Source organism: Photobacterium sp. Alg240-V54, from assembly GCF_900537155.1.
Taxonomy (GTDB): domain Bacteria; phylum Pseudomonadota; class Gammaproteobacteria; order Enterobacterales; family Vibrionaceae; genus Photobacterium.
Map to the genome: position 1 here is coordinate 16502 of NZ_UNRL01000004.1, position 20069 is coordinate 36570.

14 protein-coding genes are annotated in these 20069 nt (G+C 39.5%); 5 read left to right on the forward strand and 9 right to left on the reverse strand.

Annotated features, from left to right (window positions below; genetic code table 11):
* The 4 genes from G6R09_RS11830 to G6R09_RS11845 all read right to left on the reverse strand — a co-directional run bounded on the left by G6R09_RS11830 (position 1) and on the right by G6R09_RS11845 (position 6872).
* The gene (locus G6R09_RS11830; protein WP_163922606.1) at positions 1-3156 is read right to left on the reverse strand and encodes an efflux RND transporter permease subunit; all 3156 of its coding nucleotides are present in this window, start codon (positions 3154-3156) and stop codon (positions 1-3) included.
* The gene (locus tag G6R09_RS11835; RefSeq protein ID WP_163922609.1) at positions 3156-4874 is read right to left on the reverse strand and encodes an efflux RND transporter periplasmic adaptor subunit; all 1719 of its coding nucleotides are present in this window, start codon (positions 4872-4874) and stop codon (positions 3156-3158) included. The genes G6R09_RS11830 and G6R09_RS11835 overlap by 1 nt, the downstream gene beginning before the upstream one ends.
* An 8-nt stretch (positions 4875-4882) precedes the next feature.
* Positions 4883-6253: a TolC family protein gene (locus tag G6R09_RS11840; protein ID WP_163922612.1), complete on the reverse strand. Its 1371-nt coding sequence runs from the start codon at positions 6251-6253 to the stop codon at positions 4883-4885.
* Between the two features lie 223 nt (positions 6254-6476).
* Positions 6477-6872, reverse strand: a complete 396-nt coding sequence (locus G6R09_RS11845; RefSeq protein ID WP_163922615.1) for a hypothetical protein — start codon at positions 6870-6872, stop codon at positions 6477-6479.
* A 292-nt stretch (positions 6873-7164) separates the two neighbouring features.
* Here G6R09_RS11845 and lgt point away from each other — a divergent pair, with 292 nt between their 5' ends.
* A complete protein-coding gene (lgt, locus tag G6R09_RS11850; RefSeq protein WP_065168030.1) occupies positions 7165-7965 on the forward strand; it encodes a prolipoprotein diacylglyceryl transferase in 801 nt (266 codons plus the stop codon).
* 55 nt (positions 7966-8020) lie between these two features.
* On the opposite strand, the gene G6R09_RS11855 is transcribed toward lgt, so the two are convergent.
* The 5 genes from G6R09_RS11855 to G6R09_RS11875 all read right to left on the reverse strand — a co-directional run bounded on the left by G6R09_RS11855 (position 8021) and on the right by G6R09_RS11875 (position 15183).
* The gene (locus tag G6R09_RS11855; RefSeq protein WP_163922618.1) at positions 8021-10624 is read right to left on the reverse strand and encodes a TRAP transporter permease; all 2604 of its coding nucleotides are present in this window, start codon (positions 10622-10624) and stop codon (positions 8021-8023) included.
* Between the two features lie 128 nt (positions 10625-10752).
* Positions 10753-11715 (reverse strand): TAXI family TRAP transporter solute-binding subunit, encoded by a 963-nt coding sequence (locus G6R09_RS11860; RefSeq protein WP_065168032.1) that lies wholly within the window; start codon positions 11713-11715, stop codon positions 10753-10755.
* A gap of 374 nt (positions 11716-12089) precedes the next feature.
* Complete coding sequence (locus tag G6R09_RS11865; RefSeq protein WP_065168033.1) at positions 12090-12932, reverse strand: energy-coupling factor transporter transmembrane protein EcfT; 843 nt, start codon at positions 12930-12932, stop codon at positions 12090-12092.
* A 2-nt stretch (positions 12933-12934) separates the two neighbouring features.
* Entirely contained in the window at positions 12935-14629 is a 1695-nt protein-coding gene (locus G6R09_RS11870; protein WP_065168034.1) for an ABC transporter ATP-binding protein, read from the reverse strand.
* A 2-nt stretch (positions 14630-14631) separates the two neighbouring features.
* A complete protein-coding gene (locus G6R09_RS11875; protein ID WP_065168035.1) occupies positions 14632-15183 on the reverse strand; it encodes an ECF-type riboflavin transporter substrate-binding protein in 552 nt (183 codons plus the stop codon).
* Positions 15184-15846: 663 nt separating this feature from the next.
* On the opposite strand from G6R09_RS11875, the gene uvrY reads away from it, so the two are divergent.
* From uvrY to G6R09_RS11895, 4 genes are all read left to right on the forward strand, one after another.
* Entirely contained in the window at positions 15847-16491 is a 645-nt protein-coding gene (uvrY, locus tag G6R09_RS11880; RefSeq protein WP_061000441.1) for a UvrY/SirA/GacA family response regulator transcription factor, read from the forward strand.
* Positions 16491-18344 carry an excinuclease ABC subunit UvrC gene (gene uvrC, locus G6R09_RS11885; protein WP_163922621.1) on the forward strand — a complete coding sequence of 618 codons (1854 nt, stop codon included), beginning with the start codon at positions 16491-16493 and terminating at the stop codon, positions 18342-18344. Before uvrY ends, uvrC begins: the two co-directional genes overlap by 1 nt.
* Before the next feature lie 134 nt (positions 18345-18478).
* Complete coding sequence (gene pgsA, locus G6R09_RS11890; RefSeq protein WP_065168045.1) at positions 18479-19036, forward strand: CDP-diacylglycerol--glycerol-3-phosphate 3-phosphatidyltransferase; 558 nt, start codon at positions 18479-18481, stop codon at positions 19034-19036.
* 192 nt (positions 19037-19228) lie between these two features.
* The gene (locus tag G6R09_RS11895; RefSeq protein WP_065168036.1) at positions 19229-20020 is read left to right on the forward strand and encodes an SDR family NAD(P)-dependent oxidoreductase; all 792 of its coding nucleotides are present in this window, start codon (positions 19229-19231) and stop codon (positions 20018-20020) included.
* Positions 20021-20069 lie beyond the last annotated feature (49 nt).

A 20069-nucleotide genomic window follows, 5' to 3' on the forward strand; every position in this document is an offset into this window, starting at 1 on the left:
TCATTCCTTTGTGATTGAAGATGAATTAATGACGGTTGTGCTAAGTTCGCGACTTTTCCAAAGTTTAAAGATGGCAGGTAACACTAATAATGTTAGTAAAAGCGCTGACGCCATTCCGCCAATCATTGGTGCGGCAATACGTTGCATGACTTCAGAGCCAGTACCTGAACCATACATTATCGGAATCAAACCAATGGTAACGGTCAGTACGGTCATCATTACGGGACGGACACGTAATCCCGCACCGTCACTGATTGCTTGCTGTAAATCTATTGCAGTTAATGGACGCTGCTGATCTTGTGCATCTTGTTTTTTAAATGCCCATGACTGGTTTAAGTACACCAACATAATCACCCCTATTTCAACTGCGACACCAGAGAGTGCGATAAAGCCAACCCCAACAGCAATAGAGAAATTAAATCCCAGTATGAGCATCAGCCATAAACCACCTACCATCGCTAATGGTAGGGTTGCCATAATAATGAAGACTTCTTGTACACGGCGGAAACTGAAATAAAGCAGCAGCATAATAATGGCAAGAGTAATTGGGGTAACAATACTCAAGCGTGCTTTTGCTCGTTCCATATATTCATATTGACCTGACCATGCCAATGAGTAACCAGCGGGCAGTTTTAATTGTTTGGCGACCACTTGCTGTGCTTCGACAACATAAGAGCCTAAATCACGCTGTTCAATATCGACAAACACCCATCCATTTGGACGTGCATTTTCAGTTTTGATCATTGGTGGTCCATCTTCGTAACGAATATCTGCAACATCAGCCAGTGCTATACGGGCACCATTGGGGGTAATCAATGGTAGATCTTTTAATTTTGCTGCTGAATCACGGTAAGATTGTGGGTAACGCACATTAATAGGGTAGCGTTCTAGACCTTCAATGGTTTCACCAACGTTCATTCCGCCAACAGCAGTAGAGACTATCTGTTGAATATCTTTAATAGCTAACCCATAACGCGCAGCTTGACGACGATTAATATCAATAGTGATATAACGCCCTCCAGCAACGCGCTCGGCATAAACAGAGGTTGTGCCTTTGATGTTATTTAAAATAGGCTCTAGCTCTGCGCCGATCTCTTCGATCACTTTAAGATCTGGGCCTGCAATTTTGATCCCTATCGGCGTTTTAATTCCTGTTGCTAACATATCAATACGGGTTTTGATCGGCATTACCCAAGCGTTAGTTAATACGGGAAATTGGATCAATTGATCAAATTGTTTGCGTAAAGATTCAGTGGTGACACCTGCTCGCCATTGATCGCGAGGCTTTAATTGGATCACTGTTTCAATCATGGTTAACGGTGCAGGATCGGTCGCTGTATCAGCTCGACCAACTTTTCCCCAAACCGTTGCGACTTCAGGGACGGTTTTAATCAGTTTATTGGTTTGTTGTAATAATTGCCGCGCTTTACCTATTGATATTCCTGGATAGGTAGTTGGCATATACATCAAATCACCTTCGTCTAATGGGGGAATGAATTCACTGCCAAGTTTTGTTAACGGGTAATATGAAGATGCCATTAAGCAAAGCGCAATAACGATCATTGTCTTCGGAAACTTAAGACTTAGATTCAATAATGGTCGATAGAGTGCAATAACCGCGCGGTTCACTGGATTTTTATGTTCAGGTAGAATTTTACCACGAACGAAATAGCCCATTAATACTGGTACTAAAGTGATCGCTAAACCTGCTGCTGCGGCCATGGCATAGGTTTTGGTAAATGCCAATGGTGAGAACATCTTACCTTCTTGCCCTTCGAGCGCGAACACGGGCACAAAACTTAAGGTAATAATCAGCAATGAAAAGAACAGGGGGGTGCCGACTTCTTCAGCAGCTTTTCCAATAACTTGCCAACGGTTGTTGTCGGTGAGCGGAGTACGTTCAATATGTTTATGGACGTTTTCTATCATGACAATGGCGCCATCAACCATTGCGCCAATGGCTATTGCTATACCACCTAATGACATGATATTGGCATTAATACCTTGCCAATGCATGATGATAAAAGCTGATAAAATACCAATGGGTAAGCTAATCGCTATCACTAATGAAGAACGAATATGGAATAGAAATAGCGCACAAACGATGGCGACTACCAGAAATTCTTCAGCAAGTTTTTGCCACAGATTTTTCACCGCATGATCGATTAAAGTTGAGCGATCATAGGTAGCAACAATCTCAACACCTTCAGGTAATCCTTGTTGTAATTGCGCCAACTTAGTTTTGAGGTTAGTGATCACTTGGCTGGCATTTTCGCCAAAACGCATCACAATAACCCCACCGACAGCTTCACCTTCACCATTAAATTCAGAAATACCTCGGCGCATTTGCGGTCCCAGATTAATATCTGCAATATCTCCTAGTAACAGTGGCGTACCATTTTCTGTTACTTTTAAAGGCAGTGATTTTATATCTTCAATATTGGTTAAATAGCCCGTAGTACGAACCATATGTTCAGCTTCAGCCATTTCAATAACGGAGGCACCAGTTTCTTGGTTACCGTTTTGAATTGCCATATTGACTTGTTGGAGAGTAAGGTTATAAGCGCGAAGTTTAGATGGGTCGATCTGAACTTGGTATTGTTTTACCATTCCGCCAACCGTTGCTACCTCAGACACGCCCGCTACAGTTTGAAGTTCATACTTTAGAAACCAGTCTTGTAAACTACGCAATTGTGCTAGATCATGCTTACCTGTTTTATCTTGTAATACATAACTATAAATCCAGCCAACCCCTGTCGCATCTGGACCTAAGGTTGGTTTTGCATTGGCGGGTAATTTAGGTGCAACTTGGCTTAAATATTCTAATACTCGCGAACGTGCCCAATACATATCGGTCTTATCATTAAAGATAATATAGACATAGGAATCGCCGAAGAAAGAATATCCACGGACAGTTTCAGCGCCTGGTACGGCTAACATGGCTGTTGTGAGTGGATAAGTAACTTGATCTTCAACCACCTGTGGTGCTTGACCTGGATAACTGGTTTTAATAATAACCTGAACATCAGATAGATCTGGCAATGCATCAACGGGAGTATTTTTAACGCTGTATAAACCACCAATAGTTAAAAAGAGAGCGGCAATTAATACCAATAATCGATTATTGATTGACCAACGAATAATAGCGGGGATCATTATTTATTCTCCATTGGTTTAAGATCTTGCAGAATATAATCACTGCCATTTTTGACTAGCTTGAATCGAATTGATTGCCCCTGTTTAAAATCACTTAATACAATGGTGTCACTGACGGTAAAATTCATTTCACCCGCAGGCCATTTCCATTCAGGTACTGCTTGGTGGTTAACCGTGATCATATTAAATGCGGCCATTAACATTGAGATATTACCGTTAACCCACACTTTATTGGCAATATCGTGCTTCTGCTTTTTATAATCAATGATGTTATATTGATTATCGGCTGTTTTTTGTAGCTCAAATTTAATCTGTTGACCAACGACTAAGTCTTTAATTTTTATATTTTTATCAATATTAAAATCCATTGTCATCGCAGGCCAATTCCAAGCACTGACTGGCTGGTGGTTGATGGTTAATATTGTTTGATCAGCATTGATCGCAGTGATCTCTCCTTGAGCCCAAGTGACGGTGGTGGCTTTATCGACACTGTCGACACCATTAATACGTGAGAGATCGGCGCTTTTACTTGATTCTGAATCAAGCATAAATTGTGCAGAGGTGACAATACGATCTGCGGTGGTTAATCCTGCCACAACTTCAACTAAATCATCAGCTTCACGACCAATGTTGATTTTTACTGAACGGTATTTTCCATTGCCTTCAGCAAGTACTACACGCGTCATGTCACCTGAGCGAATGACGGCTTGAGTCGGAATAGTTAGCACGGCTGTTTCTGTTTTTGGAGTTAGGGTGATATTGGCAAACATATTAGGTTTTAATTGACCGTTATGATTGGCAAACTTTAACCGCATCCGTAATGTACGTGTTTTTGGATCTAGAATAGGGTAAACATAATCAACTTTTCCTTGCCATTGTTGGCCGGGAATAGCATCTAATGTCATGCTTGCTTTATTACCAGTGGTTATCCAATGTGCTTGGCGCTCAAATATTTCAGCATTAACCCAGACTTCATTTAAAGGCCCTGCACTAATTGCAGCTTGTGCTGGTGATAAATAGCCCCCTTCACGAATATTTAAGCTCGCAATAACACCATCAGTAATTGCTTTTACTTCGATAGTTTTAGTCGCTTTCCCCGTTTTAATGATGTGCTCAATTTGCTGTTTATCAACGCCAAGGGCCGCTAATCGCTCACGCGTACCTCGCATTAATCCACTGCGACCGGTACGATAGGCATTGAGTAATTCTTGTTGAGATTTAACGAGCTCAGGTGAATATAAAGTAAATAGTACATCGCCTTTATGTACTTGTTCACCCACTGAGTTAACATACATTTGTTGAACCCAACCACTGACACGAATATTGGTTTGCCATAGATGACTTTCATCAAAAGCCACATAGCCAGTGGTCTTTATTTGGGGAGATAACTTTTGTTTAATCACCGCTGCCGTTTTTACGCCTAAGTTATTTTCAAGCGCAGCATTAATAATCACCGTGCCGGCAATATTTTCTTCTGCTGTATTTTTCTCGGCATAGACAGGAATTAAATCCATCCCCATTGGTGATTTACCTGGCTTATCACGTTGGTAATTGGGATCCATTGGAGCAACCCAATACAAGGGTTCACTGTTTGAAGTGGTCGCTTTTGAGTCCATCGATACAGAATGATGTGACATATAATATGTAGCACTAACTCCAATAGCTGTACCAATAAGTAAGGCAACAGCCGCAATTTTAACGGTATTTTGTGACGTCATGATATTACCTACTTATTGATGGTTGTTGAGTGCTGAAGCTGTAACGAGTGTGGTTGAACATCAAAACCATTGACTAATGAGGCTAAGTTGCTGTTAGTAATGTTTAAGTCGGTAATAACCCGTGCTTGTTCAATGACTAAAGCGAGTTCATCAGTGGCTGCGGTGATTACATTATTAAACTGTGCGGTATTATTTTGATAACCACGCTCAACAGCTTGCGTACGTGCTTTTGCTTGAGTAAGTAGGGTGGTTGTATAACGCGATAAGCGCTGGCTTAAATTATCACGTTCAACCAGTAAGGCATTTACCTTGGCGTTCATTTGATTGAGCAGTAGATCTCGTTGTGACTTTGCGGCTCCAACTTGATATTGCGCTGCGGCAAGATGATGATCTTGACGGTTATCAGTAAATAGCGGTAAATCCATGGTGAGATATGCACTCATTAGATCAGACGCCGGTTTGCCTGACATACCATTAGCTTGGCGAGAGGCGTACATAACTTCGATGCCAAATTGAGGTTTATAGGCTTGCTGGCTAATAGTGACTTGGGTTTCATTTGCAGAAATTGCACTATTGGCAATCAGTACCAGTGGGTGTTGTTTCAGTAGTGAATAATGCTGTGTTGTGGCCGTTAAATGTGGCATTAGTTGATTAAGCTGCTGCCAAGATAATTGATTTGATGCTTGAATCATGGTTTGAGTTGTAAGCCAATCTGCACCCAACCACTCAGATAGTTGTGCCATGATACGATGTTGTGTTTGTAGGTTTGTTTGTAATTTGTCTTCTATTTTGACGAGTTGTAATTTAACTTGCAGTAAATCTTGCGTTTCACTACTGCCAATAACGTAATTAGTGTTGGTGAAATTAGCGAGCTCCATTACTAAACGGTGGTTACGCTGTAAGGTGCGGTAAACAGATTGTTGATAGCCCAATTCTAACCACAATTGTGTCATTTTATTGGTAATATCAAGTTCACGAACAGCGTGTTGAATACCAATAGCTTGAGCTTGAATTTCACCTTTTTGTTGTTGTAATTCAAGGGTGTCGCCACGGTCAAATTGTTGCATTAAACCAATAGATAGCGTGGTCATTGGATCAGTATTAAGAGAGAAACTATCTGTTGGCAAGCCACTAACTCCCAGTTTTAACTTGGGATCAGGTAAGCTGTTATTGCCTAAACTGGTTGCTCGCATTGCATGTTGTTGAGCACTGATTTTTGCCATCTCGGCATCGTTTTTAAGTGCATTAGTGATCAGCTGTGTCAATTGTTGCGATTGCTGTATTTTTGTCACGGTTGTTGATGGTGACGCAAACAGTGTTACTGGTGTTATCGCGCTAGCACTGATAGCCAGAACGAGCATAGAAGTTGTAACGTTCATAACGAAATCCAATCTTCCATAAGCGAATATAAAACAATAGTCGTGATGTTCTAATTATTATTACGTAGTGAGTGAAGTAATAACGACCTAGAACAGTCATTGAATTAAATAAGGCTTATGGTGATCTTAGATCTGCTGTAAAATAATTAAATGCAGATCATAAGATACAATTAATCTGTCACGGACAATAATGATACCGTGGGTAAAAATAGATTAAGTGGATTTATACTATTGGAGGACGGTGTAGCGTTGGTGTCGTCGTACTTAATTGATGTGTTTTTTCTATAGCAATGAGTGTTAGATTTGATGGCTGGGATAAGCTTTCAAATTGACTAGGAAGAAAAGCAACATTACTTAAACATGCGATAGAACAACATTTATCCATCCCACCGATTTTATCACAATGAGAAGTAGATTCTTGTACTTGATGGTGTTGATGATCAGTCATTGATTCATCATCACAGTAATCCATCATCGGTGACATTGTGACCATCGAATTATTCATGCTAAGCATTTTTAACGACATTAAAGGCGCACTGGAAGCAACACTCGATAGCAATAATGCCATCAGCGTAAAGCTTATAATCCAAATTGTGCGAAGACGTTTACGATACATCATAAGCCTTTAATTAATGTTAAGTTATTATTATATGCAATGATTACTATTTGACGTCAAGTATTAATTGTTATGCAGTGTGTTATTAATGCATAAAATACCAAATTTAATGCTTTAAAATGTTTGCTATATTGTTTGAAATTTTTTTATGGCGAATTATTAATCGAATTTATTATAAATAGTTTAAAAAATTAAGCTGCTGTTTATTCACCCCGATGGTTTTTCTTGCTAGTCTGTGATGATTATCGATAGCAACTATTGTTTTGGCTATTGTTCACTCAGAAGGTAATCTTGTTTGAATCATTTTGTTTGGGATGTTAATCCAATACTGGTGTCATTCTTTGGTTTAAAGATACATTGGTATGGCGTGCTATTTGCGCTCGCTATTACGTTTGGCTTCCAAGTTATGAAGTCAATTTATGAGCGTGAAAATAAACCTGTTGAAAGTTTAGATTCATTACTAATGTATGCCGTAGTCGGTATCATTGTTGGCGCTCGATTATTTCATGTTGTGTTCTATGATCCAGATTATTACTGGGCACACCCTGCGAAAATCTTTGCGGTATGGGAAGGTGGACTTGCAAGTCACGGTGGTGGTTTAGGTTTAATCATTGCGGTTTACTACTACAGTAAAAAATATGCTATCGACCGTATGTGGTTGCTTGATCGTTTAGCAATAGCTACAGCGTTATTTGGTTTCTTTGTCCGTTTTGGTAATTTCTTTAACTCAGAAATTTTAGGTACTCCAAGTAGCTTGCCATGGGCGGTGGTGTTTGAGCGCGTTGATTTAGTGCCACGTCATCCAGTAATGCTTTATGAAGGTTTCTCTTATCTGGCGATTTTCTTCTTATTATTTGCTTTATATCGCAAAACCGATATTGGTAAATATAAAGGGTTACTGCTTGGTTGGTTCTTAGTGTTAGTGATGACAGTACGGTTCTTATTAGAATTTATTAAAGTTCATCAAGCTGATTACTCTACCGATATGGTAATTAATACTGGTCAGTTATTAAGTATTCCGTTTATTTTGGTAGGTATCTATTTGGTGATTAAAGGCCAAAGAGAGCGTAGCTTACAGCGTGCTAAAAATAGTTAATGTAATGCTTTCAATATAGACAACAGAAAGCCGATCGTTTGATCGGCTTTTTTTGTTATACGATAGCTGTTTTTGATGGTGTTTCTGCTATCGGTGCCACTATTAAGCGCCGACGCTGATTTCTGATGATGACACCAAAAAGTAAAATAGCAGGTAACCATAACCACTCTTTTCGCCAACGCTCAACAGGGACTCGAATATCAACAATTTGTTGGTCAAATTGCAATTGTTCGGTTGCTGCAGGGCTGCCAAATGTCACCATATCAATGAGCGTCTTACCTTGATATTGATAGGTTTCAATGCCGAGCTTTGTAAGTTTCTGTTGGCCTGTTTTAGCGTCTGGTACAGTGAATAACACACTAAATTCACGATGTTTACCGATAGCATCTTCACCTGCAATTCGCATTCGAATAACATCGCCAGCCGATAGCTTATCAAGGGTACTTACTAAGTGTGTTGGCGCAATATTTTGATAAGGCTCAACAATTAAATCTTGCCAAAATCCAGGTCGAAATAATGTAAATGAAATCAATAAGAGTGCGATATTTTCATACCAATGATTACGGGTAATAAACCATCCTTGGGTTGCCATTGCAAAAATAAGCATCGCAATTGTCGCGATAACAAAAATAATGATCCCGTGACTAACGCTAACATCTATCAGTAACAAGTCAGTGTTGAATATAAATAAAAATGGTAAAGCCGCGGTACGTAAACTGTAATAAAACGCAGTAATACCGGTCTTGATTGGATCACCTTTTGATACCGCAGCTGCAGCAAATGAGGCTAATCCTACAGGAGGAGTAACATCGGCCATAATGCCAAAATAGAACACAAATAAATGTACGGCAATTAAAGGAACGATTAAGCCATTTTGTTGGCCAAGGGTGACAATAACGGGGGCTAATAAACTAGAAACAACAATATAGTTCGCCGTGGTTGGCAATCCCATACCGAGAATAAGGCTTAATAGTGCTGATAAAATTAGCATCAGCATTAAATTACCCATCGATAGCATTTCAACTAAATCAGCTAAAATTAAACCCACACCGGTTTGAGAAACTGCACCGACAATAATACCCGCAGTTGCCGTCGCGATACCAATGCCGATCATATTGCGTGAGCCTGCAATTAAAGCTTCAATCAGATCATTTTTACCATCAACAAAATTACCATAATGATAACCGTCTTTACGTAATAAACTAAGTAAAGGACGTTGCGTCACGATAATACCCACTAGCATCACCGAGCCCCAAAAAGCTGAAAGTCCAGGTGATAAACGTTCAACCATTAAACACCACACCAAGACCACGACAGGTAAAATAAAATGTAAACCCGCTAATAAAACGCTACGAGTTTCAGGTAATTCATTCAGTGGCGCATCAGGGTTGTCTTCAGGTAATGGCGGGTGGTTGGCTGCCACTTTGAGTAAGCTGATATAGACCGCGACTAATAACCCTCCAATGACATAACCAGCATAATGACCTAATAGCGGTTTTATCCATCCTAAACCGTAATAAATCGCTAATGAAAAACCACTAATTAACAAGCAAGCAAAACTAAAACTGGTTAGGCGTACTAGCCAAGGTTTATGGTGTTTGGGTTCAATGGCTGTCATACCGAGTTTTAACGCTTCTAAATGAACAATATATAGCAGCGTGATATATGAAATAGCGGCAGGTAAAAAGGCATGCTTAATAATATCGATATAGGGAATACCGACATATTCCACCATCAAAAAAGCAGCAGCGCCCATCACTGGTGGCATAATCTGACCGTTTACAGATGAAGCAACTTCTATTGCACCGGCTTTTTCTTTACTAAAGCCAACTTTTCGCATCATCGGAATGGTAAAAGTTCCCGTGGTAACCACGTTAGCTATTGAAGAGCCAGATATTAATCCCGTTAATCCTGATGCAACCACTGCAGCTTTAGCGGGGCCTCCACGCAGGTGTCCTAATAAACTAAAAGCTAACTGAATGAAATAATGTCCAGCGCCCGCACGCTCAAGTAGAGCGCCAAACAACACAAATAAAAATACAAAGCTGGTGGATACCCCAAGGGCAATACCAAATACACCTTCAGTCGTGATCCATTGATGGTTTGCTAGTGAAGCAAATTGGACACCGCGATGAGCAAGTAACCCTGGCATCCAAGGGCCGGCAAAACTATAGCCAATAAAGCCAAGGGCAATAAGAGGTAAAGCTGGGCCTAATACTCGCCGAGCAGCTTCTAGCAGTAACGGTAAACCGATACATGCAATAACTAAATCAAATTGAGTGATGCTGCCAGGGCGCTGAGCAAGCTCATTATACATAACAAATAAATATAAAGAGGTTGCAGCTGCTATCATACCAAGTGCGATATCACTGTAGGGCACCCGATCTGTCGCTGAACTATGACGAGCAGGGAAGACTAAGAAAGCCAGAATAAGCGCAAAGGCTAAATGGATTGCACGAGTTTCAGTATCATTAAAAACCCCAATGCCAATAATAAAAGGCAGAGGAGAGGCAATCCATAATTGAAACAGCGACCATGAAATAGCTAAAAAGGTAATAACTTTTGCCATTATCCCCGTTGGTAAACGTGCACCAACGTCTTTGGCGATTAAATCTTCGGTTGAAAGGGCTGTGTCATTGGTGAGATGTTGTTGAGCCATAAGTATTCACTTACTCGTTAACACTAATGAAAACAGAAAATATGATTAAAACAATGGCATGCTGTGTATTTTCATTAGCAAAAATAAGGGGAAGCGAGATAAGTGATTATCTCGCTTAGCGGTGAAATTTACATCCAGCCACGTTCTTTGTAGTAACGTACAGCGCCATCGTGTAATGGTGCTGTTAAGCCTGTTTTTATCATCTCAGTTTCTTTTAGATCAGCAAAAGCAGGGTGTAGACGCTTGAAACGATCAATGTTAGTAAATACTGACTTTACTAGCTGATATACCATTTCAGGATCAGTATTGGCGTTAGTCGATAATACCGCTTTGCCACCGATAGACACGGTATCATTAGGGTTACCACGGTACATACCACCTGGGATTATCGCTTTGGTGAAATAACTTTTTTCTTTTAGTAGTGCATCAATGTCAGGTCCAGTAACGGCAATTAAACGGGTGTCAGTAGTGGTAGAAGCTTCTTGAATGGCCCCATTAGGGTGGCCCACAAAATAGCTCATCGCATCTATTTTATTATCACTCATTGCTGGGGCTTGTTCTGCTGGCTTGAGATCAGAAACTAAACTAAACACATCACTATTCCAGTTTTTAACCGCTAAAATTTGCTCAAATGTGTCACGTTGACCAGAACCAGGATTGCCTAAATTCACTCGCTTGTTTTTTAAATCATCAAAAGAATGAATCCCTGAGTCTTCACGAGCCAAAATGGTAAATACTTCACTTTGCAAAGAAAATACCGCACGAATATCGTTCATTTTGCCATGATCTTGAAAAGGGGCTAAGCCGTTAAGGGCTTTAAATTGATGATCAGACTGCATGATGCCAAAGTTATATTCATGGCTACGGAGGCCATTTACATTAGCAACACCGCCGCCACTGGTCGGGGCATTACATTTGATGTGATGGGTATCAGTAGTACGGTTTACAAAGCGACAAATAGATTGTCCGGCAATGTAATAAACCCCTGTTTGGCCACCAGTACCAATAGAAATAAAGTTGTCAGCTGCGGTGGCGAAGGAGGGGTAAAAAATACTGCCTAACGCACTGACAAAAATGGCGAGTCGTTTCATTTTAAAATCCTTTTCATGATTATTACACAGTGATAATTGTTATTTTTCATCACAATGGTATTGATGTTGTGTTTGTTAATATTAATGAATGAATGAAGTGCTTTTTTTGACACTGACTAGCAATTAAAAAGCATTGTTTTGTATATATAATGATCAATGAGTTTGTTTTTTGTTAACACAAGGTACGGTTAAATAGGTAAGGTGACAATAAGTAAAAATTTGCTTTTCTTATAATTTGAGAAAGAGGTGAATATTGTTAACGAGGAGGAATATTAAAAATAAGGTGTTGGGAAAGTAATTAAGCGAGCGATGACAACAGTTTAAACAAAAAAACCGCCAATAAATGACGGTTTTTAATTCAGTTTTAGTGCGGCTTAATGGAACGGATACCAGAACAGCGTTGTTGATTGGTAACGGTGTAAAATCCCCAGTCCAAGCACCAATGCAATAATGATTAATGTAATAACATCATTTCTGGTCATTGGTTTTAAACTATACCAAGTACGCTTTTTATTACGACCGAAACCACGCAGTGTCATCGCATTAGAAATTACATCAGCACGATCCAAACTTGAGAAAATCAGTGGCCCCAGAATTTTAGCAACATTACGAATACGCGTAATGACAGGGGCTTTCTTTGAAATATCCACCCCACGTGCTTGTTGAGCATGCATAATATTGGTGAAATCTTTCATTACCTCTGGCAAATATCGTAATGTTAGGCTTACTGCATAAGCAATACGATAAGGTACACCGAGTTTATTCAAACTGGCTGAAAATTCCGTTGGGTGAGTTGTGAAAACAAACACTAACGCAATCGGGAACATACTGAAATATTTAAGGGTAACAGTCAGTAAGTAAAATACAGTCTCAAGGGTTATATTGTAGTGCCCAAAAAGATGTACTAATACCGTGGTTGAATGCATGTAATCGGTGCCTTGCTGAGGGGCAATCAAAAACATAAATAAAGCATTCATTAATAATACCACAGTGGTACCGACTAAGAGGGGTTTATAGACCGCAAATGGAATTTTAGTGGCTTTTAATAGCAATAATCCCACTATGATTAGTCCACATATGACCCGCAGATCAAAGGTGAGCAGTACCATAGTTACCCACGCCATAAATAACACAAACTTGGTAATACCGTTTAAAGCGTGCAGCCAAGAGTGAGTGTTGACATAACTGATGCCAAATTTTAAATGTTTGCTTTTCATGGTTATTTATTTTTAAGTTCGTGGGCAATAAAACAGCGAATAAATTGATCGATGTGCTCAATACCCACAGCTTGTGCTAATGAATATAAGCTCGTAACGGTTAAGTTAGCTTGATCCAGTAATGCTGGCTGGCTAAAAATATGGTTCACTTTATCATCAGTCAGTAAACGATTATCAGCAATCACAATCGCGCGTTGGGTATATTCAAGTACCAAGTGCATATCATGTGAAATAATAATAATAGTTAGCCCTAGCTTTTGATTCAGTTCTTGAATAAAGGCCATCATCGCCGTGTAGTGATGGTAATCTTGGCCCGCTGTTGGTTCATCAAGGATCAATAATTCAGGCTCTAGCACCAGCATTGTTGCAATGGTCACCCGTTTTTTCTGGCCAAAGCTTAATGCATCAACAGGCCAGTGGTGGTAGCGTCCCAGACCACAAAGTTTCAGCGTCGCTTCTACTTTGATTTTAATCTGTGCTTCATCCATACCACGGTTACGTAACCCTGATGCTACTTCATCAAAAATCATATGGTGTGAGATCATATGATTAGGGTTTTGCATCACCACACCAATACGTTGGCTACGCTCAAAAATGGATTGGTTAGCTAAATCTTCACCATTGAGGGAAATAATGCCGCTATCAGCTTCTAACACGCCCATAATTAAGCGAGTGATAGTTGATTTACCAGAGCCATTTTTTCCCATAATCGCAACAAATTCACCTTTATGAATATCAAAGCTGACATCATCTAAGGTATTGCGAACCCCATCATAGGAATAGCTAAGGTTGCTCACGCTTAATAGCACTTCATTGATAGGTTCTAGCTGTGGTTGCTTAACCTGATGGAACCAATCTTCAATTTGAGGCTTGAATTTATTAAGATTGATGGTTGAAAAATAAGCAGGTTTATCTTCTGCTGTGATCGTACATCCCGCCGCTTTAATAGCAGAAATATATAATGGCTCACGAATACCATGTTGTTGTAATAATGGGCTGGCTAATAGTTCATCAGGGGTCATATCTGCAATGATTTCACCACGCTCCATCATAATAATACGATCAATAGGGCGGTGTAATACATCTTCTAAACGGTGCTCAATAATGATCACTGTTTTATCTGAATCTTGATGTAGATTATCAATGATTTCAATTGCCGCTTTACCTGTTTTAGGATCAAGACTTGCTAGAGGTTCATCAAATAATAAAATATCAACGTCATCAACCATGACACCAGCCATAGACACGCGTTGTTTTTGACCGCCACTTAAGTCAAAAGGAGAGTGATCTAAAATACTGTTTAAATCGACCATATCGGCGGTAGCTTGCACGATTTCCCGCATTTTTTGCTGTGGAATCATTTGGTTTTCAAGCGCAAAAGCAATATCTTCGCCAACACTTAAGCCGACAAACTGACCGTCAGTATCCTGTAATACTGTTCCCACCATACTGGTGCAATGATCAAGATCTAAGCTGCGAGTATTTTTACCGTTAATGTATAACTCGCCGCTGCAATCACCTTTAATTGCATGGGGAATAAGTCCATTAAGGCATTGACCTAAAGTAGATTTACCACAACCACTTGGGCCAATAAGCGCAATTTTTTCGCCCTTATTTATTGTTAGGTTAATATTTTTAAGGGTTGGGTTTTCAAGTGCCCAATATTTAAACGAAAAATTGTTAAAGACAATACTCATTATTAATAAGCCTCTTTTAGGTTGAAGCTTTGCTGCTTACGTTTAGCGACTGACGTTAAGATTAAGTGACCCACAAAGGCAATAATAACAGTATTACTTAATGCAATAATCACCAGTTGCAGCAGTACTTTGGTAAATGGTTCAGCATAAAGTACCGCATCAAGGAAAGCAGAACAGCCATAGCCGACGACATTGGCAACGAAGGCAAGCACGACAAATAGACTAAAATCAAGCTTAGAAAAAAGTCCCATGTCTAAACGACCACGAGTAAGAATAGGATAAAGACCAATAATTAAGCCAACTATGCCTGAGCCTAGTTCCCAAGTGAACCATACGCCCCAACCCGCAAATAGATCTGTCACCCAGTGACCAATAATACCAACTAGAAAGCCAACCAAAGGGCCGAAGAGAACTGCAAATAGGGCGAGAACTGCCATTGCAGGTTTAAGTGTAGTATTAGCAAAAACAGGAATACCGAACATAGGTAAACCACCAATGCCATATAGGGCTGCACCAATTGCAATAACAACAACTGTTTTAGCAGAAAGACTCATAACTTAACCTTGTTAACTCAGCCATCGAGGCATTATATCGCCATCGATGAAATGCAATAATTGGATTATAGAAATGCTTATGGTAGTAATCGTCGCGTTGCAGATTCGACAGACCAAGCCAATCAGTAGAGTACCGTATGATAGTAAGCACTATTTAATAAGGTAACTCAGTACTAATAATCCATTATTAAGTAAGAGCGGTGTAAGTCTTTTCAATATGAAAACGGAGTAAATTTTAAAATGTGAAACCAAAAGCGGCGCTATGATAACGTAATCTAACCAGGAAAGGAATGCTTTACATCTAGACGGCTAAAGAATAATCAGCATTAATTTATGTTCGCTAAATGAGGTTAATAAAGTGTTATAGATTACTGATTTGGCTATTTTTTATAGTAGTATTTGGTGTATATGAACATCTGCATTTTTTGGGGCTTTATTTTTATTATAAAATAGACAATAATCGAACAACGGTCATTATTTTACAGCGCGTAAAAAATAGATAACCGTAAACTGTCAAGTCTTAACTTTATGTGAAACTTTGCACTGATACACAGAATCAGTATGAGGTTAATGTCGAAGTTGAGGTAGAATTATAAGTATTAGTGAGTTAGCTGTCCCGCCATTGTGGCAGGGTGCAGAGCCAAATCATATTGGAGATACAGCTTGATTAATGTATTCCTTGTAGATGATCACGAACTGGTTCGCACAGGGATCCGACGTCTTCTTGAAGATGTCCGTGGTATTAAAGTGGTAGGGGAAGCCATCAGTGGTGAGGAAGCCGTAAAATGGTGTCGTAGCAATTATGCTGACATTATTCTTATGGATATGAATATGCCAGGTATCGGTGGTCTTGAAGCTACTCGTAAAATTTTGCGCTTCAACCCTGATGTTAAAATTATTGTATTAACGGTTCATACTGAAAATCCGTTTCCAACCAAAGTTATGCAAGCCGGTGCTTCAGGTTATTTAACTAAAGGTGCTGGGCCAGATGAAATGGTAAATGCCATTCGTATGGTTAATAGCGGTCAACGGTATATTTCATCTGAAATTGCTCAACAAATGGCTCTAAGTCAGTTCGCGCCCGATTCAGAAAATCCATTTAAAGAACTGTCAGAGCGTGAATTACAGATCATGATGATGATCACTAAAGGCCAAAAAGTTACCGATATATCAGAACAATTAAGTTTAAGCCCTAAAACTGTGAATAGTTACCGTTATCGTCTATTTAATAAGTTAAATATTAGTGGTGATGTTGAGTTAACACATCTAGCTATTCGTCATGGCATGCTTGATACTGAGACTTTGTAGTGTCTGAGTATGTTGATGATGGTACTGTTTTTGATGCCAAAAGTTTTCTCAAAACGGTCACTCACCAACCTGGCGTCTACCGTATGTACGACGCCAGTGGTGAGGTCATTTATGTTGGTAAAGCTAAAGATCTCAAAAAACGTTTAGCCAGTTATTTCCGTATTAATGTTAACGGGGAAAAAACGCGCGCGTTAGTTAAAAATATTTGTAAAGTGGATGTGACTGTTACCCACACAGAAACCGAAGCATTAATACTCGAACACAATTATATCAAGCAGTATTTACCCAAATATAATGTCTTATTGCGTGACGATAAGTCCTATCCTTATATTTTGTTAAGTGCGAGTAAACATCCTCGGCTGTCTATTCATCGCGGTGCGAAGCGCCGTAAAGGTGAATATTTTGGTCCCTATCCTGATGTTTCTGCTGTGCGTGAAAGTTTGCATCTGATGCAAAAAATATTTCCTATCCGTCAATGTGAAGATTCGGTTTATGCTAACCGCAGTCGCCCTTGTTTAATGTACCAAATTGGACGTTGTTCTGGCCCTTGTGTTGCAGGTTTGGTGTCTGATGAGGATTATCAGCAACAAGTACAATGGGTGCGTTTGTTCTTACAAGGTAAAGATCGCCAAGTGATCAACACCATGGTCGAAAAAATGGAGCAGGCCAGCATGGCACTCGATTTTGAACGAGCAGCTGTCTATCGCGATCAGATCCAAGCTTTACGCCGAATTCAAGAACAACAATTTGTTAGTCAAGATAACGAAGATGATTTAGATGTTATTGGTATTGCGCATCAAAATGGCATGGCGTGTATCCATGGATTGTATATTCGACAGGGTAAAATTTTAGGCAGTCGAAGCTATTTCCCTAAAATGCCCGTCGATGCTTCATTAACGGAAGTGTTATCCAGTTTTATTACTCAGTTTTATTTTAATCAAGCGGAAGGACGAGTTATTCCAAGCCTGATATTATTGAGTGAAGAACTTGGTGATGATAGTGATGCTATTTTAGCGGCGCTGTCAGAGCTTGCTGGACGTAAGATTGCGATTAAATATCATCCTCGTGGCACGCGAGCAAAATATTTGCAGCTAGCACAAACCAATGCTGCAACAGCATTAACCAGTAAACTTAATCATCGCATGACGATTCAAGAGCGTTTCTTTGAACTACAACAAGCACTGAACTTAAAACCTATTTCACGCATGGAATGTTTTGATATTAGTCATACTATGGGTGAAAAAACCGTGGCATCTTGTGTGGTCTTTAATCAAGAAGGCCCATTAAAACAAGAATACCGACGTTATAATATTAGTGGTATTACTGGTGGTGATGATTATGCTGCAATGGCACAAGTATTAGAGCGCAGATACAGTAAAAACATGGAATTAGATAAAATTCCAGACATAATTTTCATAGATGGGGGTAGAGGTCAGCTCTCAAGAGCGTATGATGTTGTTAAGCCTTACATTGCTGAGTGGCCTAAACGACCAATGCTAGTGGGTGTTGCTAAAGGAACCACACGAAAACCAGGGCTTGAAACGTTAATTTTCGTAACCGGTGAAGAATTTTCTATGCCAAGTGATTCTCCCGCGTTACATTTAATTCAACATATTCGAGATGAAAGTCATAATCATGCGATCAGTGGTCACCGTGCCCAGAGAGCAAAAGTAAGAAAACGTAGTACACTTGAAGATGTCGAGGGAGTTGGACCTAAACGGCGTCAGGCTTTATTAAAATACATGGGTGGAATGCAAGAACTGAAAAAAGCAAATAAAGAAGAAATTGCTAAAGTGCCTGGTATCAGTTTAGCTTTAGCGGAAAAAATAGTCGATGCATTGCAACATGGTTAGTCTGTCGCTTTGAAGGTCATCATTGCAACAGTACTTTAATTGGTTGAATTTACAGAAAAGGCACACTCTTTTCGTTTTTTTAGAGTAGTCTAGGTTGTATGTTAGGCCCAGATCTTGAACATAAGAATAAAATTATGCGTTTATCAATCCCAAATATTTTAAGTTTTATCCGACTCATTCTAATCCCATTTTTTGTTATTGCCTTTTATTTACCTTATGAATGGTCGGCGTTTGCTACTGCGGTAATCTTTTGGGTTGCTGGTGTAACCGATTGGTTTGATGGTTATCTTGCGCGTAAGCTTAATCAAACAACCCGTTTTGGTGCTTTTATTGATCCTGTTGCCGATAAATTAATGGTTGTTACTGCAATGGTGCTGGTGGTTGAGCATTACCACACGTTGTGGGTGACAGTGCCTGCGATCACTATGATTGGACGTGAAATTATTATTTCAGCGTTACGAGAGTGGATGGCAGAGTTAGGTAAACGCGCAAGTGTTGCCGTTTCATGGGTAGGTAAAGTAAAAACAGCATCACAAATGTTCGCGTTATTATTACTACTGTGGCATCCACATGAGTATGTTGTATGGCTAGGTTACGCATCGCTTTATATTGCAATGGTGCTAACGTACTGGTCAATGGTGCAATATCTTAAAGCTGCAAAAGGTGATTTGCTGAACGCAGAAAATCACTAGTAAACAAGTAATGAAAAGGCCTGATTATCAGGCCTTTTTTGTATTTGTAGTTTGAAAATGGTTTGGTTATTCCAGTTGTATCGATAAGCTTTTTCAAGTGTGTTTTTTATATAATTTAGTGTATCTATAGCAAGATTCATTATTAATGGCTATTATATAACACTAAAATAAAACAGTGTTCGGTGGTGGTTTATGTTTCAAAATAAAACAGTTTTAGTACTAGCTGGTGCGCAAGGTATTGGTAAAGCTTGTAGCTTGTTATTGGCTTCTCAAGGTGCGAATGTTTACGTTGCTGATTGGAATGTTGATGAAGCAACAGCGACTGCTGATGAAATTAAGAAAAATAACGGCAAAGCAACAGGCATGTTTTTTAATGCTTTTGATAACGATTCTTACGCGCCGTTAATTGATTCTATTCTTGAAAAAGAAGGAAAGATTGATGTGTTAATCAATAACTTTGGCGGTGTTGATTTACGTAAAGATCGTGATTTAGCCCATACAGAAGTGACTGATTGGGAAAAGAATATGCTTGCTAATATTAATAGTGTATTTATTCCATCAAAAGCAGTTATTCCAACCATGGTGAAACATGGCGGTGGTAGTATTGTAAATATTTCATCACTGTCTTCTTTAAGTGCTGAAATGTCGAGTATTTCATATGGTACGGCTAAGAATGCGATTAATCATATGACCCGTCAAATCGCGATTCAATACGCAAGTTTTGGTATCCGCTGTAATGCAGTATTGCCAGGTATGATAGCGACAGATGCTGTGAAAAATAACTTGAACCAGGAGTTTATTGATAATTTCTTAGCAACTCAGCCAATTAAACGCATGGGTGAGCCTGAAGATATTGCAAATGCAGTCAGCTTTTTAGCAAGTGATCTCGCCGGTTTTATTACAGGTGTTTGTTTACCTGTTACGGGCGGTATGAATATCGCGCCAGCACGCTACTACTTTGATGCTGATAAAGTTAGCTTTTAATCTCCTTGGTTTTATTTTTCTATTATTAACGGCTGCACTATGCGGCCGT

Excerpts from the sequence above, each read along its gene's own strand:
- G6R09_RS11870 (WP_065168034.1), bottom strand. The coding sequence starts at position 14,629 with ATGAGTATTGTCTTTAACAATTTTTCGTTTAAATATTGGGCACTTGAA.
- G6R09_RS11855 (WP_163922618.1), bottom strand. The coding sequence starts at position 10,624 with ATGGCTCAACAACATCTCACCAATGACACAGCCCTTTCAACCGAAGAT.
- G6R09_RS11830 (WP_163922606.1), bottom strand. The coding sequence starts at position 3,156 with ATGATCCCCGCTATTATTCGTTGGTCAATCAATAATCGATTATTGGTA.
- G6R09_RS11840 (WP_163922612.1), bottom strand. The coding sequence starts at position 6,253 with ATGAACGTTACAACTTCTATGCTCGTTCTGGCTATCAGTGCTAGCGCG.
- G6R09_RS11835 (WP_163922609.1), bottom strand. The coding sequence starts at position 4,874 with ATGACGTCACAAAATACCGTTAAAATTGCGGCTGTTGCCTTACTTATT.
- G6R09_RS11875 (WP_065168035.1), bottom strand. The coding sequence starts at position 15,183 with ATGAGTCTTTCTGCTAAAACAGTTGTTGTTATTGCAATTGGTGCAGCC.
- pgsA (WP_065168045.1), top strand. The coding sequence starts at position 18,479 with ATGCGTTTATCAATCCCAAATATTTTAAGTTTTATCCGACTCATTCTA.
- G6R09_RS11845 (WP_163922615.1), bottom strand. The coding sequence starts at position 6,872 with ATGATGTATCGTAAACGTCTTCGCACAATTTGGATTATAAGCTTTACG.
- G6R09_RS11860 (WP_065168032.1), bottom strand. The coding sequence starts at position 11,715 with ATGAAACGACTCGCCATTTTTGTCAGTGCGTTAGGCAGTATTTTTTAC.
- G6R09_RS11865 (WP_065168033.1), bottom strand. The coding sequence starts at position 12,932 with ATGAAAAGCAAACATTTAAAATTTGGCATCAGTTATGTCAACACTCAC.
- G6R09_RS11895 (WP_065168036.1), top strand. The coding sequence starts at position 19,229 with ATGTTTCAAAATAAAACAGTTTTAGTACTAGCTGGTGCGCAAGGTATT.